The organism is Delftia sp. DLF01 (assembly GCF_014852125.1).
GTDB lineage: Bacteria > Pseudomonadota > Gammaproteobacteria > Burkholderiales > Burkholderiaceae_C > Comamonas > Comamonas acidovorans.
Genome location: NZ_JACVAZ010000002.1, coordinates 837,833 through 854,839, shown reverse-complemented (window position 1 = coordinate 854,839; position 17,007 = coordinate 837,833). Strand labels below are relative to the sequence as shown.

General features: G+C 68.8%; 15 protein-coding genes. 12 read left to right on the top strand and 3 right to left on the bottom strand.

Annotation, left to right across the window (positions count from 1 at the left end; genetic code table 11):
- Positions 1-8: 8 nt before the first annotated feature.
- From IB269_RS12300 to IB269_RS12280, 5 genes are all read left to right on the top strand, one after another.
- Entirely contained in the window at positions 9-758 is a 750-nt protein-coding gene (locus IB269_RS12300; RefSeq protein WP_192367270.1) for a GntR family transcriptional regulator, read from the top strand.
- A 162-nt stretch (positions 759-920) separates the two neighbouring features.
- Positions 921-1,964: a putative 2-aminoethylphosphonate ABC transporter substrate-binding protein gene (locus IB269_RS12295; RefSeq protein ID WP_192367269.1), complete on the top strand. Its 1,044-nt coding sequence runs from the start codon at positions 921-923 to the stop codon at positions 1,962-1,964.
- 14 nt (positions 1,965-1,978) lie between these two features.
- Positions 1,979-3,052 carry an ABC transporter ATP-binding protein gene (locus tag IB269_RS12290; RefSeq protein WP_192367268.1) on the top strand — a complete coding sequence of 358 codons (1,074 nt, stop codon included), beginning with the start codon at positions 1,979-1,981 and terminating at the stop codon, positions 3,050-3,052.
- Positions 3,049-4,815, top strand: coding sequence for a putative 2-aminoethylphosphonate ABC transporter permease subunit (locus IB269_RS12285; RefSeq protein WP_192367267.1), 1,767 nt, complete (start codon positions 3,049-3,051; stop codon positions 4,813-4,815). Before IB269_RS12290 ends, IB269_RS12285 begins: the two co-directional genes overlap by 4 nt.
- A 32-nt stretch (positions 4,816-4,847) precedes the next feature.
- Positions 4,848-5,963 carry a TIGR03364 family FAD-dependent oxidoreductase gene (locus IB269_RS12280; RefSeq protein ID WP_192367266.1) on the top strand — a complete coding sequence of 372 codons (1,116 nt, stop codon included), beginning with the start codon at positions 4,848-4,850 and terminating at the stop codon, positions 5,961-5,963.
- 16 nt (positions 5,964-5,979) lie between these two features.
- On the opposite strand, the gene IB269_RS12275 is transcribed toward IB269_RS12280, so the two are convergent.
- Both IB269_RS12275 and IB269_RS12270 read right to left on the bottom strand, forming a co-directional pair.
- Complete coding sequence (locus tag IB269_RS12275) at positions 5,980-7,155, bottom strand: zinc ribbon domain-containing protein (RefSeq protein WP_318652154.1); 1,176 nt, start codon at positions 7,153-7,155, stop codon at positions 5,980-5,982.
- 73 nt (positions 7,156-7,228) lie between these two features.
- Positions 7,229-8,344, bottom strand: a complete 1,116-nt coding sequence (locus IB269_RS12270; RefSeq protein WP_192367265.1) for an SPFH and helix-turn-helix domain-containing protein — start codon at positions 8,342-8,344, stop codon at positions 7,229-7,231.
- A 358-nt stretch (positions 8,345-8,702) separates the two neighbouring features.
- Between IB269_RS12270 and glyQ the strand changes: the two genes are divergently transcribed.
- The 6 genes from glyQ (at position 8,703) to IB269_RS12240 (ending at position 14,883) form a co-directional block, all read left to right on the top strand.
- Positions 8,703-9,641 carry a glycine--tRNA ligase subunit alpha gene (gene glyQ, locus IB269_RS12265; RefSeq protein WP_012203218.1) on the top strand — a complete coding sequence of 313 codons (939 nt, stop codon included), beginning with the start codon at positions 8,703-8,705 and terminating at the stop codon, positions 9,639-9,641.
- A 34-nt stretch (positions 9,642-9,675) separates the two neighbouring features.
- Positions 9,676-11,787 carry a glycine--tRNA ligase subunit beta gene (gene glyS / locus IB269_RS12260; RefSeq protein WP_192367264.1) on the top strand — a complete coding sequence of 704 codons (2,112 nt, stop codon included), beginning with the start codon at positions 9,676-9,678 and terminating at the stop codon, positions 11,785-11,787.
- Between the two features lie 152 nt (positions 11,788-11,939).
- Entirely contained in the window at positions 11,940-12,509 is a 570-nt protein-coding gene (locus IB269_RS12255) for a D-glycero-alpha-D-manno-heptose-1,7-bisphosphate 7-phosphatase (RefSeq protein WP_013804243.1), read from the top strand.
- A 150-nt stretch (positions 12,510-12,659) separates the two neighbouring features.
- Positions 12,660-13,400, top strand: coding sequence for a lysophospholipid acyltransferase family protein (locus IB269_RS12250; protein ID WP_013804242.1), 741 nt, complete (start codon positions 12,660-12,662; stop codon positions 13,398-13,400).
- Between the two features lie 16 nt (positions 13,401-13,416).
- Positions 13,417-14,352 (top strand): M48 family metallopeptidase, encoded by a 936-nt coding sequence (locus tag IB269_RS12245; RefSeq protein WP_192367263.1) that lies wholly within the window; start codon positions 13,417-13,419, stop codon positions 14,350-14,352.
- A 90-nt stretch (positions 14,353-14,442) separates the two neighbouring features.
- The gene (locus tag IB269_RS12240; protein ID WP_123694140.1) at positions 14,443-14,883 is read left to right on the top strand and encodes a rhodanese-like domain-containing protein; all 441 of its coding nucleotides are present in this window, start codon (positions 14,443-14,445) and stop codon (positions 14,881-14,883) included.
- Between the two features lie 22 nt (positions 14,884-14,905).
- Here the strand turns inward: IB269_RS12240 and IB269_RS12235 are convergent, their stop codons facing one another.
- On the bottom strand, positions 14,906-15,841 hold the full coding sequence (locus IB269_RS12235; RefSeq protein WP_192367262.1) for a LysR family transcriptional regulator: 936 nt from the start codon (positions 15,839-15,841) through the stop codon (positions 14,906-14,908).
- Positions 15,842-15,946: 105 nt separating this feature from the next.
- Here IB269_RS12235 and IB269_RS12230 point away from each other — a divergent pair, with 105 nt between their 5' ends.
- Positions 15,947-16,921 carry a Bug family tripartite tricarboxylate transporter substrate binding protein gene (locus tag IB269_RS12230; RefSeq protein ID WP_123694138.1) on the top strand — a complete coding sequence of 325 codons (975 nt, stop codon included), beginning with the start codon at positions 15,947-15,949 and terminating at the stop codon, positions 16,919-16,921.
- Positions 16,922-17,007: the final 86 nt, after the last annotated feature.

The following is a 17,007-nucleotide window of genomic DNA, read 5'->3' as shown; positions in this document are numbered from 1 at the left end:
AGGCTGCCATGTCCGAGCCGCAGGATGCGCCGGCCACCGGGCCGGCCTTGATCGCCGAGCGCGTGATGCGCTCCATCGTCGAGCGCAAGCTGCGTCCTGGCGAACGCCTGGGCGAAAAGGAACTGGCCGAGGTCTTCGGCGTGAGCCGCACCATGGTGCGCGAGGCGCTGATGCAGCTGCAGGCGCGCGGCTTCGTCGAGGTGCGCTCGCGCCAGGGCTGGTACGTGGTCGAGCCCTCGTTCGAGGAAGCCCAGGAAACCTATGCCGCGCGCCGCGTGCTGGAGTCCGGCATGCTGCGCGACGCGGGCCGGCCGCTGCAGGCGGCCATACGCACGCTGCGCGAGCATGTGGCACAGGAGCGCGGCGCCATCGCAGAGGCCGACAACGCCGGCCAGCGCAGCGTGCTGCTGGCCGACTTCCACGTCTGCCTGGCCGAGCAGATGGGCAACCGCTTTCTCACGGCCATGATGGCCGACCTGTCGGCGCGCACCACCCTGGTGTCTGCGCTGTACCAGTCGCAGACCGAGGCACAGCACTCCAATGCCGACCACGAGGCCATCGTCGATGCGCTGGCGGCCGGCGACATGGCGCGCGCCGAGCAACTGATGCGCGAGCACATCGACGCGCTGGCCGCCAGGCTGGATCAGAACCTTGCCTACCGCGCGCGCCTGCAGGACCGGCTGCTGGATGCGCTGCAGCCCCAGGCGGCCCAGGCCGCCCAGGCAACGCGCACAGGCAGGGGCAAGCCGCGCGGCTGAAGAGACGGGGTGGGCGATGGGTGGGGCACCCAAATCCGCCAATACCCGCTTCGTCAAATTTCCGTTGTGTGACACGGGCGTTTCACCTGCGCTTCCTAAAGTGGATGTCAGAGGTGGTGAACCTGCCACCTGTCCACGAACCCACAACGGAACTGCCACGCCATGCGCCACACCCTTGCCTCCCTGGGCCTCCGCCTCGCCATTGCCTCTGCGGCGCTGACCGTCGCCTCATTCGCTACCCTTGCCCACGCGGCCAAGACCGAGCTGCTGGTCTACAGCGCGCTGGAGGCCGACCAGATCAAGGCCTACAAGAGCGGCTTCGAGAAGGCCCATCCCGAGATCGAGCTCAAGTTCGTGCGTGACAGCACAGGCATCATCACGGCCCGCCTGCTGGCCGAGAAGGCCAATCCCCAGGCCGACGTGATCTGGGGCGTGGCCGCCACCTCGCTGATGCTGCTGGACAAGCAGGGCATGCTCCAGCCCTACGCGCCCAAGGGCCTGGACAAGGTGCGCGCCAACATGCGCGATCCGCGCGCGCAGCCGACCTGGGTGGGCATGGACCTGTGGTCCTCGGCCATCTGCTTCAACACCGTGGAGGCCGGCAAGCGCAAGCTGCCGGTGCCCGCCAGCTGGGCCGATCTGGTCAGGCCGGAGTTCAAGGGCACGATCACCATGCCCCACCCGGCCTCCAGCGGCACGGGCTACCTGATGGTCGCGGCCTGGCTGCAGATCATGGGCGAGGAAAAGGGCTGGGCCTACATGGACGGCCTGCACCAGAACATGGGCGTGTACACGCACAGCGGCTCCAAGCCCTGCCGCCAGGCGGGGGCCGGCGAGTTTCCCGTGGGCCTGAGCTTCGAGTACCGCGCCAGCAAGACCAAAAAGGACGGCGCGCCCATCGACATCGTCTTCCCGCAGGAAGGCCTGGGCTGGGACGTGGAGGCCACGGCCATCCTCAAGACCAGCAAGAAGCAGGAAGCCGCCAAGGCGCTGGCCGACTGGGCCGTGACGCCAGAGGCCAACAAGCTCTACGCCGCCAACTTCGCCGTGCTGGCCTTGCCCGAGGCGCAGGAGAGGCTGGAGTTCATTCCCGCCGATCTGGAAAAGCGGTTGGCGAAGAACGATTTCAACTGGGCCGCCGATAACCGCGACCGCATCCTGGCCGAGTGGAGCCGCCGCTACGAAGCCAAGGCAGAGAAAAAGTAAGCCGGAGCCACGCCATGCTGCGCATAGACCATATCGCCAAGCGCTACCGCGAGCAGCAGGTGCTGCGCGGCATTGACCTGAACGTGGAGGCGGGCGAGTTCGTCAGCCTGCTCGGCCCTTCGGGCTGCGGCAAGACCACGCTGCTGCGCATCGTCTGCGGCATCGACATGCCTGACGAGGGCAGGGTGCTGTTCCAGGGCGATGACATCACGCGCTGGCCGGCCGCGCGCCGTGGCTTTGGCGTGGTGTTCCAGAGCTATGCGCTGTTTCCCAATCTCACGGCCGCGCAGAACGTGGCCTTCGGGCTGAACGGGCAGCCTGCGGCGCAGGCGCGCGAGCGTGTGGCCGAGATGCTGTCCCTGGTGGGTCTGGGCGCGCAGGCCCAGCGCTACCCCGCCCAGCTGTCGGGCGGCCAGCAGCAGCGCGTGGCCCTGGCCCGTGCGCTGGCGCCCCGGCCGCGCCTGCTGCTGCTCGACGAGCCGTTGTCCGCGCTGGACGCCCAGGTGCGCACCGAGCTGCGCAGCGAGATCCGCCAGTTGCAGCGCCAGCTGGGCATTGCCTCCATCATGGTCACGCACGACCAGGAAGAGGCCTTGTCCATGGCCGACCGCGTGGTGCTCATGCACCAGGGCCGAATCGAGCAGCAGGGCTCGCCCGAGCAGCTCTATGCCCGGCCCGTGAGCCAGTTCGCGGCCGGCTTCGTGGGCCGCATGAACCTGCTGCCGGCCACGGCCGAATCGGCGGACCAGGTGCGCATCGGCGAAACCAGCCTGCACTGCGCGCTGGCCGGTTTCGAGCCTGGCGCTGCCCTGCTGGTGGGCGTGCGGCCCGAAAGCGTGGTGCTGCACCCGGCCCAGCCCACGGCATTGGCCAACCTGTTCCGCGCCCGCGTGGTGGAGACCTCCTTCCTGGGATCGATGGCCCTGGTGCGCCTGTTCAGCCCCACGCTGCAATGCCAGGTTGACGCCCAGTGGCCCCTGCGCCACGACGTGGGCCTGCCCGACTGGCTGCAGGGCGAGGTGCTGATGGAGCTGCCCGCCGCCGCGCTGCAGCCGTTGGCGGCGCCCGACGTGAGGAAGGCCGCATGAGCGCGCATCCCATGGACACGGCCATTTCCGTGCCCGTGCCGGTGGGCCGCTCCGCTTGCGCCCGCCGCAGCGCGCCTGCAGGGCCCGTGCGTCCGCAGGGGCGCAGCGCAGGCTGGGAGCGCTGGTGGCTGGGCGCCCTGGTGCTGGGCGCACTGGCCTGGCTGCTGGCCACCATCGCCCTGCCGGTCGCCAGCCTGCTGGGCAGGAGTTTCTGGGACGATGAGGGCCGCTTCACGGGCCTGGCCCAGTTCATCACCTATGCGCGCATGCCGGGCGTGGCGCAATCGCTGTTCAACAGCCTGTGGCTGTCGGCCGTGAGCAGCACGGTCTGCGTGCTGCTGGCCTATGTCTACGCCTATGGCGTGGTGCGCAGCTGCATGCCGCTGGCGCGCTGGTTCCGGGGCCTGGCCCTGGTGCCGCTGCTGGCGCCTTCGTTGCTCATGGCCATCAGCCTGATCTACCTGTTCGGCAGCCAGGGCCTGCTCAAGGGCTGGCTGCAGGGGGGCTCGGCCTACGGGCCCTTCGGCATCATCGTGGGCTCGGTGCTCTGGACCTTTCCGCATGCGCTGATGATCCTGTGCACCACGCTGGCCTCGGGCGATGCGCGCCTGTACGAGGCGGCCGCCACGCTGGGCGCCAGCCGCTGGCGCAGCTTCCGCCAGGTCACGCTGCCGGCCAGCCGCTACGGGCTGATGATTTCCTGGATCGTGGTCTTCGTGCTCGTGGTGACCGACTTCGGCGTGCCCAAGGTCATCGGGGGCAACACGGCCATGCTGGCCACCGATATCTACAAGCAGGTCATCGGCCAGCAAAAGCTGTCCATGGGTGCCGTGGTGGCCATGCTGCTGCTGGTGCCGGCCGGCCTGGCCTTTGCGGCAGAGCGCCATTTGCGTGCGCGGCAGGCGGCGACCATGGGCGTGCGCTCCGTGCCGCTGGTGCCCCAGCCCCATGCGCCGCTGGACCGCGCGCTGCTTGCGTACTGCGCGCTGGTGGCGCTGGCGCTGCTGGCCGTCATGGGCACGGCCGTGCTGGCCTCCCTGGTCAGCTACTGGCCCTACAACCTCACGCTGACGTTCAAGAACTACCGCTTCGACATGATGGACGGCGGCGGCTGGGCCAGCTATGGCAACTCGCTGTCCATGGCGCTGGCCACGGCGGTGGTGGGGGCGGTGCTGAGTTTTGTGACCGCCTACCTGGTGGCCAAGCCACAGCGCTGGGCGCGCACGCGCCAGTGGCTGCATGCCGTGGCCACGCTGCCCATGGCCGTGCCGGGGCTGGCGCTGGGCCTGGGCTACATCCTGTTCTTCAATGCCCAGGGCAATCCGCTGCACTTCCTGTACGGCAGCATGGCCATCCTGGTGCTGTGCTCGGTGGCGCATTTCTTCTCGGTGGCGCACATCACGCAACTGGCCGCGCTGCAGCAGCTCGATGCCGAATACGAGCGCGTGGCCGATTCCCTGGGCGTGGCCTTCTGGACACTGCTGTGGCGCGTGCACCTGCCGGTGTGCATGCCCGTAGTGATGCAGGTGGCCGGTTACTTCTTCGTCAACGCCATGACCACGGTGTCGGCCGTGGTGTTCCTCTACTCGCCCGAGACCACGCTGGCCTCGGTGGCCGTGCTGGCCATGGACGACGCGGGCGACACCGCGCCCGCTGCCGCCATGGCCACGCTGATCTTTGCCACCGCCGCCACGGGCCGGCTGCAGATCGCGGCGCTGGATGCCTGGGTGCAGCGGCGCACGCAGCGCTGGCGCCAGCGCTGATCCCTTCTCTCTTCCTTCCTCCGTTTTTTCCCATGAAGAACTACGACCTGATCGTGGTGGGGGCCGGCATTGTCGGCCTGGCCCACGCCTATGCGGCTGCGCGCCGTGGCCGCAGCGTGCTTGTCATCGAGCGCGACGCGGCATGCATCTCCGCCTCCATCCGCAACTTCGGCTTTGTGACCGTCACGGGCCAGCAGGCCGGTGCCCACTGGCGGCGTGCCATGCGCTCGCGCGACACCTGGGCCGAGATCGCGCCGCAGGCCGGCATCGAGGTCGTGCACCGTGGCCTGTGGCTGACGGCGCGCCGCCCCAGCGCCGAGGCCGTGCTCCACGCCTTTCTGAGCACCTCCATGGGCGAGCGCTGCGAGCTGCTCACGCCGGCCCAGGCCGCCGAGCGCCATCCTGCACTGCGTACCGAGGATTTGTCCGCCGTGCTCTACAGCCCGCATGAACTGCGCGTGGAGTCGCGCACGGCCATTCCCAGGTTGGCGCAGTGGCTGGAGCAGGCCATGGGCGTGGATTTCCGCTTTGGCGAGGCCGTGCTCGAGGTGGCCGCGCCCCGGGTGCGCAGCACGCGCGCCAGCTACCACGGCGAACGCGTGGTGGTCTGCAACAACGCCGACCCTGGCGGCCTGTTCGCCGGCCTGTGGGCGCCGCACTGCATCCAGCTGTGCCAGCTGCAGATGCTGCGCGTGCGGCCGCAGCCGGGCTTTCGGCTCAAGGGCTCGGTCATGGGAGACCTGAGCATGGTCAGATACGAGGGCTACAGCGCCCTGCCCGAAGCCGCCGCGCTGCGCGCCGAACTGGAGCGGGAGGAGGGCGAAAGCCTGGCCCACGGCATCCACCTGATCGCCGTGCAAAGCGCCGACGGCAGCCTGGTGGTGGGCGATTCCCACCACTACGGCGCAGCGCCCCCGCCTTTTGCCAGCGAAGCCGTGGACCGGCTGATGCTGCGCCACATGAACGAGGCCATGCACCTGCGCGATGCGCAGGTGGTGGAGCGCTGGGTGGGCGTCTACCCGAGTGCGCAGGACGCGCCCTGCGTGGTGCATGCGCCCGACGAGGCCACACGCGTGGTCGCTGTCACGGGCGGGTCCGGCGCCAGCACGGCGTTCGGTCTGGCCGAGGAGGTCTGGAGCGCGTGGTGAGCGGCAGCCGGCCTACTTACTTGCCGAACATCACCCACAGCAGCGCCAGCACCATGATCGTGGCCAGCACGGCCAGCGTGATCTTGAGGGCGCTGTAGGGGCGCTCGCCCGCAATCTGGCCCGTGTAGCCGTTGGCGATGATCTGGAAGGTCTTGCTGCCGTAGGTGTAGCCCACCAGCCAGACCGGCACGAGGATGTGCTTGAAGGTGCGGCCCTGGTACTCGCGCTGCATCTGCAGGTTGCGGTAGGTGTCGCCGGGCACCTGGCGCGCGCACAGGGCGCGCAGCTGCTCGTCCATGTCCTGCACGTTGACCTGGGCGGCCTTGCCCAGGTCGATCTGGTAGCGCTCCACGGTCCAGCCGCGCACGAACTCGGGCGTGTAGGGCTTGAGGTCGGTGGTGGTGGGAAAGGGCTCCACCTGGCGCAGCAGGTTGGCGTGCACGCCCACGGTGCCGGGCACCAGTTCGTCGTCGAAGAAATGGGCGAGGCTGCCCGAGGCCGGCTCCCAGCGCACATGGCGCACCTGGCGCGTCTGCACGTTGCCGTTGCTGTCGCGGTAGGACTCGGTGGTGTAGTAGTAGAAGCCCGCCTCGGCCTGCCAGTCGGCGCTGGCGTGGGCGTCGAAGGTCCAGTAGGGCAGGTAGACGCCGTGCAGCGTGTCGGTCAGCGCGGCGGACTTCAGGCGGTTGGGCGCGAACCAGCGGCTGCCGTACCACTGGCGGATGCGGTCGCGGATCTGGCCGTCGCTGATCTTGAAGGGCAGGATGCTCTGCGGTGTGATGGCATCGCCCTGGTCCTCATGGGCGACGATGGAGGGCGAGCCGCAGAAGTCGCAGCGCTGGGCCACGGTGCGGTTCACGAAGACCGAGATCGCGCGGCAGTTCTGGCACTGGACCTCGTAGCGGTCCTCCGTGCCCCAGCCCCGGCCGGACTTGGGGTTGCGCAGCGCCTCGGCCAGGTCCTGCTCGATCACATCGCGGCCCAGTTCCTCGCGCGTTTCCTCGCTCCAGGGCACCGTAGTGCCGCAGTACGGGCACTTGAGCGCCTGGGCCTGGGCATTCCATTCGAGGTTGGCGCCGCATTCGGGGCAGGGGTGCTTGCGCACCATGGTCGGCGCGGCGGCTGCGGCCTCCCAGGAACCGGAGGCGGGGGAAGTCGAGGTGCTGGAGGAACTGGAGGAGGGCGCGCTCACGGCATCGGTCCTGGAAAACGGGACGCGGCGCCAGGCAGGGCCTGGCGCCGCAAAGGGTCAAACCACGGAAATGTCAGCCGCGCAGGAAGTCATCGAGTGCGGCTTGCGCAATGCGCCACTGGCTGCCGATCTGGCGTGCCTTGAGGTTGCCGGCCTGGATCTCGGCCAGCACATCGGCCTCGCTCACACCCAGCACCTGGGCCGCCTGCGCCGGTGTCAGCACCTGCAGTCCACCGGCGGCGGGCGCTGCGGAGGCCTGGGCCGCCTGTGCGGCAGCGGGCGAGAACGGATCGGACGCCTGGCCCTGGCCGGCCGGTACGCCACCGCCGCCGCCGTTTTGCATGCTCTTCATCATCTCCTGCGCCATGCCGAAGCCCATGGCCATGGTGGCGGGCAGGGTGGCTGCGGCAGCGCCTTCGCCGCCCGTGGTCATGGCCTGGCCCATCTGGTATTTGACGTAGTCGTTGAGGTTGCCGATGGCCGTCATGCTGGAGCGCTTGTCGATGGCCTGCTCCACCTCGGGCGGCACGGACACGTTCTCCAGCACGAAGCTGGTGATCTCCAGGCCGTACTTGTCCGTCATGGCCGGGTTGATCAGCGGCAGCAGCGCATCGCCCAGCTCGCCATAGCGCTGGGCCACGTCCAGCACGGGCACCTGGGCCTTGGCCAGCGACTCGGTGAACACGCTGATGATGCGCGAGCGCATGGTGTCGGCGAACTCGTCGATGCGGAAGTTCTGGTCCGTGCCCGCCACTTCCTTGAGGAACTTGGCCGGCTCGACGATGCGGAAGTCGTAGGTGCCGAAGGCGCGCAGGCGCACGGCGCCGAAGTCCTTGTCGCGCACCATCACGGGGTTGGAGGTGCCCCATTTGTTGCCCGTGAACAGGCGCGTGTTGATGAAGTAGACATCGCACTTGAACGGCGAGTTGAAGCCGTACTTCCAGCCCTGGATGGTGGACAGGATGGGAATGTTCTGCGTGGTCAGCGTGTGCTTGCCGGGGCTGAACAGGTCGGCGTACTGGCCGGCCGAGACGAACTGCACCTGCTGCGACTCGCGCACGATGAGCTGGGCGCCGTTCTTGATTTCCTTGTCGTCATCGGGCCAGCGGTAGGAGAGCGTGTCGCGCGAGTCATCGGTCCACTCGATGATCTCTATCAGTTGCTTGGTGATGATGTTCATCAGGTTCATGGCAGGCTCCGGGGCGGTGGTGGTCCACGACAAAAAAGGTCAGTGGGCCATTCTAGGGGGCGTGCATGGCGGCGTGGCGAACGGTCACCGGCCGCTGCCCTGGTGAATTGTCAAAAAATGATCCGGATGCGTCGTGCAAGGCGGGCTTTCGGGGCTTCGCGCGCCACGGCCTTTGCCGGCATGTGTCGCCTGCTCCGTTTTTTGATGCAGATCGCCCTGTGGAGCGTCTGCCGTGGGGCCGCAGGCCCGCGCCACGGCGCACGGCCGGGCGGCGCCTTAAAATCGTCGTTTGCGCGGCGCGAGCCGCCTCTCATTCACCGGCGCGGCCCCGGCCTGCGTGCGACGCCTGAAACAAGTCATGCTCACTTTCCAACAAATCATCCTCAAGCTGCAGTCCTACTGGGCCGACCAGGGCTGCGCGCTGCTCCAGCCCTATGACATGGAAGTGGGCGCGGGCACCTCGCACACCGCCACCTTCCTGCGCGCCCTGGGCCCCGAGCCCTGGAAGGCCGCCTACGTGCAGCCCAGCCGCCGCCCCAAGGACGGCCGCTATGGCGACAACCCCAACCGCCTGCAGCACTATTACCAGTTCCAGGTGGTGCTCAAGCCCGCGCCCGACAACATCCTGGAGCTGTACCTGGGCTCGCTCGAAGCCCTGGGGTTCGACCTGAAGAAGAACGACATCCGCTTCGTCGAGGACGACTGGGAGAACCCCACGCTGGGCGCCTGGGGCCTGGGCTGGGAAGTCTGGCTCAACGGCATGGAGGTGACGCAGTTCACCTACTTCCAGCAGGTCGGCGGCATCGACTGCAAGCCCGCCACGGGCGAGATCACGTACGGCCTGGAGCGCCTGGCCATGTACCTGCAGGGCGTGGACAACGTCTACAACCTGACCTGGACCGACGGCCTGAGCTACGGCGACGTCTACCACCAAAACGAGGTGGAGCAGTCCACCTACAACTTCGAGCACTCGGACGCCGACTTCCTGTTCACCGCCTTCGGCGCCTACGAAAAGCAGGCCAACCACCTGATCGGTGAACAGCTGGCGCTGCCGGCCTACGAGCAGGTGCTCAAGGCCGCCCACACCTTCAACCTGCTCGATGCGCGCGGCGCCATCAGCGTGACGGAGCGTGCCGCCTACATCGGCCGCATCCGCAACCTGGCCCGCGCCGTGGCCAAGGCCTATATGGACAGCCGTGCGCGCCTGGGCTTCCCCATGGCGCCCAAGGCCCATGCCGACGAAGTGCTGGCCGAGCTGGCCAAGGCCGCCGAACAACAGGGCAAGAAGGCCGCCTGAGGCGGACACCGCTGCACCGAGAGAACACCAGACCATGAACGCATCGAATCTTCTTGTTGAACTGTTTGTCGAAGAGCTGCCCCCAAAGGCGCTGCAAAAGCTGGGCGACGCCTTTGCCGGCGTGCTGTTCGAGCAGCTCAAGGCCCAGGGCCTGCTGGCCTCCAGCGAAGCGCGCCTGACGGCCTATGCCTCGCCGCGCCGCCTGGCCGCCCACATCACCGAAGTCCTGCCCCAGGCCGAGGACAAGGCCGTGTCGCAAAAGCTCATGCCCGTCTCCGTGGGCCTGGACGCCGACGGCAAGCCCACGCCCGCCCTGATCAAGAAGCTGGCCGCCCTGGGTGCCGGCGAAGAAGCCGTTGCCAGCCTGGCCCGCCAGGGCGAAGGCAAGGCCGAAGCCCTGTTCCACGCCTCCACCGTGCGCGGTGTGATGCTGGCCGACGGCGTGCAAAAGGCGCTGGACGAAGCCATTGCCAAGCTGCCCATCCCCAAGGTCATGCGCTACCAGCTGGCTGACGGCTGGAGCAGCGTCCATTTCGTGCGCCCGGCCCACGGCCTGGTGGTGCTGCACGGCACCGAGGTGCTGATCGGCGTCAAGGCCCTGGGCCTGACGGCCGGCACGGCCACGCATGGCCACCGCTTCGAGGCGGCGGTCGATCCCGTGGTCATCCGCTCCGCCGATGACTACGCCGCGCAGCTGCGCGAGGAAGGCGCCGTCATCGCCAGCTTCGCCGAGCGCCGTGCCGAGATCGCGCGCCAGCTGCAGGCCGCTGCCGAGCGCGTGGGCGGCGGTGTCCGTCCCATCGAGGACGATGCCCTGCTGGACGAGGTCACGGCGCTGGTCGAGCGTCCCAATGTGCTGGTCTGCGAGTTCGAGAAGGAATTCCTCGACGTGCCGCAGGAATGCCTGATCCTCACCATGAAGGCCAACCAGAAGTACTTCCCGCTGCTGGACGCCGCCGGCAAGCTGACCCACCAGTTCCTGGTGGTCAGCAACATCAGCCCCCAGGATGCCAGCGCCGTCATCGGCGGCAACGAACGCGTGGTGCGCCCGCGCCTGGCCGACGCCAAGTTCTTCTTCGACCAGGACCGCAAGAAGACCCTGGCCTCGCGCGTGGACGGGCTGGGCAAGGTGGTCTACCACAACAAGCTCGGCACCCAGGGCGAGCGCGTGGAGCGCGTGCGCTCCATCGCCAAGAGCATTGCGCGCCAGCTGGGCGACACGGGCCTGGCCCAGCAGGCCGATCTGGCCGCGCAACTGGCCAAGACCGACCTCGTGACCGACATGGTGGGCGAGTTCCCCGAGCTGCAGGGCACCATGGGCCGTTACTACGCGCTCAACGACGGCCTGGACGTGGCCGTGGCCGATGCCATCGAGGACCACTACAAGCCCCGCTTTGCGGGCGACGAACTGCCGCGCGGCAACGCCGGCGTGGTCGTGGCCCTGGCCGACAAGCTGGAAACCCTGGTCGGCATGTTCGGCATCGGCAACCTGCCCACGGGCGACCGCGACCCGTTCGCGCTGCGCCGCCATGCGCTGGGCGTGATCCGCATGCTGGTCGAGAAGGACCTGGCACTGGACCTGGAAACCCTGCTGGTCAGCGTGCTGCCTGCCTTCGGCGACAAGATCGAGGACGCCACGCCCCAGCTGGCCGACTTCATCTACGACCGCCTGGCCGGCAACCTGCGCGAGCAGGGCTTCTCGGCCCAGGAAGTGGACTCCGTGCTGGCCCTGCGCCCGCAGCGCCTGTCCGACGTGCAAAAGCGCCTGGAGGCCGTGCGCGCCTTCGGCGAGCTGCCCGAGGCACCGGCTCTGGCCGCCGCCAACAAGCGCGTGGGCAACATCCTCAAGAAGGCCGACCAGGCCGTGCAGGCCCAGGTCAATGCGGCCGTGCTGGCCGAGGTGGCAGAGAAGGACCTGTACGCAGCCCTGCAATCGGTGGCGCCCAAGGCACAGCAGCAGTTTGCTGCCGGCGACTACACGGCCAGCCTGCAGACCCTGGCCGCGCTGCGCGCCCCGGTCGATGCCTTCTTCGAGCATGTGATGGTCAACGCCGAAGACCCGGCGCTCAAGGCCAACCGCCTGGGCCTGCTGGCGACTTTGCATGAAGCGATGAACCGGGTCGCCGACCTGTCTCGTCTGGCGTAAATGGAGCACCCCCTGAGGCGCTTTGCGCCTTCCCCCTCTCTACTTGCTTCGCAAGGGAGGGGAACGACACCCTCGGTGCGGGGCGGCCCTTCCTCGGTGTCCCTCGTCTTGGGACGCGCGCAATTGAGTTCTGACATTCTTGGGACCCGACCATGAAAATTGCGATCCTGGACCGTGACGGAACCCTCAACCAGATCGGTGAGGAGGGCTTCATCGGCTCGGCCGAGGCCTGGAAGGCCCAGCGCGGGGCGCTGGAAGCCGTGGCGCGCCTGAACCGGGCCGGCTGGCATGTGGTGGTCGCCACCAACCAGCCGGGCCTGGGCCGGGGCCTGTTCGACGTGACCGAGCTCAATGCCGTGCACGCGCGCATGCACCGCGAAATGGCTGCGGCAGGCGCGCGCGTCGATGCGGTTTTCTACTGCCCCCATGCCCCGGACGAGGAATGCCATTGCCGCAAGCCCGGCACGGCGCTGTTCGAGCAAATTGCCGAGCGCTTCGGCGTCGAGGGGCACCAGCTGTGGGTGGTCGGCTCCTGCGTGGCCCACCTGCAGGCCGGCGCCGCCATGGGCGCGCGCCTGCACCTGGTCTGCACGGGCGCCAGCGCCGGAGTGTCTCTGGACGGGGCGCTGCCGCCCGGACTGCCGCCCGGCACCCAGCGCCACGCCAGCCTGGCCGCGCTGGCCGATGCGCTGGTTCCGGCAGATGCCGCACCCGCTCCCTGAACGCCTGAACGCCCGAACGGCGCTTTGCCCATGCGCCGCCGGCCTGCCGTCGTGCGCACAATGCTATCTTTGTGAATTCCGATTCCTGAGGGCGCAAGGCCCGGGCCTGCCGCCCGGCCCCTGCGCCGCTTTCTGCACCACACTGCCGCCATGTCCCTGATCCGCTCCACCCTCCACATGCTCTGGATGGGCATCACCGTGATCCCCTACACCCTGGCCGTGCTGCTCACGCGCTGGCTGGGCGGCGGGCCGCGCCGCGTCTATGCCGTGGCGCGCGCCTGGCTCAAGCTGTCGGTGGACAGCGCCCGCGTCATCATGGGCGTGCGCCACCGCGTGCAGGGCATGGAGAACCTGCCCACCGACCCCAAGCAGGGCGTGGTGCTGCTGGTCAAGCACCAGTCCACCTACGAGACCTTCCTCATGCCGGCGATCATGCCGCGCCCGCTGGCCTATGTGTTCAAGAAGGAGCTGCTCATGGTGCCCTTCTTCGGCTGGTCCATCGGCAGCATGGACATGATCCACATCGACCGCAAGCACGGCTCGCGCGCCTTCCACAAGGTGGTCGAGCAGGGCAAGCGCCTGCTGGGCCAGGGCACCTGGGTGATCATGTTTCCCGAAGGCACGCGCATCCCGCGCGGCCAAAGGGGCGAGTACAAGACCGGCGCCACGCGCCTGGCCATCATGACCGGCGTGCCGGTCGTGCCCGTGGCCGTCACCTCGGCCAAGTGCTGGCCGCGCAAGGCCTTCATCAAGACGCCGGGCGTGGTCGATGTCTCCATCGGCAAGCCCATTCCTTCCGTGGGCCGCAAGCACGAGGAGCTGATGGTGGAAGTCGAAAACTGGATCGAGGCCGAAATGCAGCGCCTCGACCCCGAGGCCTACCGCGCCTGAGGCGCCGGAGAGCGGCATGGCGGACCCGGCACAGCGCAGTTGGGATTGGCTGCTGCCACCTGCCGTGCAAACGCAGGACGGCGGGCTGAAGCCGCGCCGTGACGGGGCTGCTGCCCCCGCCCAGCCTTCGTCCGCGCCTCTTCCTCCTTCTCCTACATCTCTCCCATCTCCATCCGCCATCCCCGAGCCCAGTCCCCGCGTCCACCCGGAGGCCAACCAGCAGGCGGTCCTCCAGGGGCAGGTGCTGCATTACCGGCTGCAGCGCTCGCGCCGGCGCACCATAGGCTTCACCATCGGCGCGCAGGGGCTGGTGGTCAGCGCACCTGCCTGGGTCGACATGGCTGCCATCGCGCAGGCGCTGGAGGCGAAATCGGGCTGGATACTGCGCAAGCTGCATGAGGCCGGCCAGCGCCAGCAAGCCCAGCATGCGGCACGCATCCGCTGGGAGCACGGCGCAGAGATCGGCTATCTGGGCCGCCCCTTGCAGCTGTGCCTGACCGGCGGCGAAACCCAGCCGCTGCGCACGCGCCAGGTACACCGTGAACAGGCGGCCGACGGCAGCCAGTCCCTGCACCTGCCGCTGGCGCCCGGGGCATCGGCCGCCGAGGTGCGCGCCTGCGTGCAGGCCTGGATGCTGCGCGAGGCGCGCTCCTGGTTCACGGCCAGCCTGCAGCGCCACGCGCCGCTCCTGGGCGTGCAGTGGACCAGCCTGAGACTGACCAGCGCAAGCACGCGCTGGGGCAGTGCCAACACGGCCGGCGCCATCCGGCTGAACTGGCGGCTCATGCAGCACGCGCCCGAGGTCATCGACTACGTGGTCGTGCACGAGCTGTCCCACCTGCGGTACATGGACCACAGCCCGCGCTTCTGGGCCACGGTGGCCAGCGTGATGCCGGGCTGGGAGGCGCAGCGCCAGGTGCTGCGCGACAGGCTGCTGCCGCCCTGGGAGTAGGCGATCCGGGCACCGGCGAGCCGGCGCCAGTCGGGCTGGACGGTTATTCTTGCCGGGCACACAACCGCGTCCTATCAAGAAAGCCAATCCATGTCCGCAAACGCTCCCGTTCCCGCAGCCATTCCCCTGACCGTCCAGCCCGCACAGGGCTATGCAGGCGACATTCCTGCCGAACTCGCCTGGCAATGGCAGCAATCCGGCGAAGCCGTGCTCGTCGATGTGCGCACCGATGCAGAGCGCGACTGGGTGGGCCGCGTACCGGGTGCCGTGGCCGTGGCCTGGAAGCAGTGGCCGTCCATGGCGATGAACCCCGATTTCGACAGCCAGCTGCGCGCCGCCGTGCCTGAAGGCGGCAAGGTGGTCCTGCTGTGCCGCAGCGGCGTGCGCTCGGTGGCCGCTGCCCAGCGCGCGGCGCAACTGGGCATCGAGGCCTACAACATCCTCGAAGGCTTCGAGGGCGATGTGGACGCCAACGGCCAGCGCGGCCATGTCGGCGGCTGGCGCCTGCGCGGCCTGCCCTGGCGCCAGTAAGCCGGCGCCGACCTGGCGTCGTTCAGGGCTGCGGCTCCGCGAATCCCAACGCCGCCGCCCGGGCAGCCACCATGTCCACCAGGGCCTGGGCCGGTCCTGACAGCGTGGCCTGCGAGCGCATGGCCAGCAGCAGCCGGCGCCGGGTGTTGAGCGCCCCCAGCGGGCGCAGCCGCAGTGCCCGCGCGGCCAGGTGCGGCGCGGTGGCCGCGCGCGGCAGGATGGCGAGCCCCAGCCCGACCGAGACCATGTGGCACATGGCGTCGAAGCTGCGCACCTGGATGCGGATTCGCACGGGCCGGTTGATGGATTCGGCCTCGGCCGCAATGCGCCGCATCAGCGAGGTGGAGCGGGCCAGGCTCACGAAGTCGTGGTCCAGCACGGTGGCCAGGGGCACGGGGGAGGCGTCGTCCGTGTCCAGCGCATGGCCGCGCGGCATGACCAGCACCAGCTCGTCCACATCGCAGACCTGGGTGCTCAGCCCTTCCAGGGGCGTGTTCTCCCCGATGATAGCCAGCTCGGCCACGCCGCTGAGCACGGCGCGCACGGACTCCTCGCTCAGCGCGTCTTCCAGGTCCACCGACACACCCGGGTGGGCCGCCATGAAGTCGGCCAGCAGCCGGGGCAGAAATCCCGCAAATGCGGAGTTGTTGGCCCACAGACGCAACTGGCCCGTGGCGCCGCTGCGAAAGTCGTCCATGGCCAGGGCCAGGTGCTCCAGCCGGGCCACCACGTCCACGGCATGGTGGTACATGCTCTGGCCGGCGGGCGTGGGCGTGACGCCGCGCTTGCTGCGCACCAGCAGGGTCACGCCGCAGTGCTGCTCCAGCTCGGCCACGCGCTTGCTGGCGGCCGCCAATGACAGCCCCAGCGTGCGCGAGCCGGCCGTCAGGCTGCCGGCATCGACCACGGCCACATACAGGCGCAGCGTCAGCAGATCGAATCGGTGCAGGTTGATCATTCCCATCCTCCACCGCAGACGAAGGATGGATCAACGAGATACGGCTGTTCGGCCGCGTGCAGGCCCGCAAGAATGCGCCGGTACAAAGAGAACATGGAGACAAGCATGAATCGACGCATTGTGCTGCAGGCCGCCGGCCTGGCAGCGGCCGCCCTGCTGGGCGCAGGAACCGTCCAGGCCCAGGCCTTTCCAACCAAGTCCATCACCCTCGTGGTCCCCAACCCGCCCGGCGGCGTGGTGGACACGGCGGCACGCCTGGCGTCCGACCCGCTGTCGCGCCTGCTGGGGCAGTCGGTCGTGGTGGACAACCGGGGCGGCGCCAGCGGCAACATTGCCTACCAGATGGTGGCCCGGTCGCCCAAGGACGGCTACACGCTGCTGGCCTCGTATTCGGCCTACCACGTGGGCAATCCGGCACTGTTCCCCAAGCTGCCCTGGGCGCAGTCCGAGCTGGCGCCCGTGGGGCTGATCGTGGCCGCCACCAATGTAATCGCCGTTCATCCTTCCGTTCCGGCGAACAATCTGCAGGAGTTCATCGCCTATCTGCGCAAGAACCCGGGCAAGGTCAATTACGCGTCGCAGGGCAATGGCTCGCTATCCCATGTGGGCACGGCCGTGTTCGCCCAGGTGACCCAGACCCAGATCACGCATGTGCCCTACAAGGGGTCCGGCCCGGCCATCCAGGACGTGCTGGGCGGCCAGGTGCAGATGTTCATCACCACACCGCCTTCGGTGCTGGGCCATGTGCAGACGGGCAAGCTCAGGGCCCTGGCCGTGACCAGCAAGACGCGCCATCCCATGCTGCCCGATGTGCCCACCACGGCCGAAGCGGGCCTGCCGGGTTTCGAGCTGGAAGCCTGGGTCGGCCTGTTCGCACCTGCGGGCACGCCGCCCGAGGCCATCGCCAGACTGTCGGACGCGCTCAAGACCTCCCTGGAGTCGCCCGACGTGCAAAAGCGCGCGGCCCTGCAGGGCGTGGAGCCGCGATTCCTCGGCCCGCAGGCGCTGGGCGCCCTGGTCCAGCGGGAGACGGACCACTGGGGCAAGGTGATCAAGGCCAACCACATCACGGTGGATTGATGGGTGGCACCCCCTGAGCGGCTTACGCCGCTTCCCCCTCTCTACCCGCTTCGCGGGGGAGGGGGACGACACCCTCGGGGCGGGGC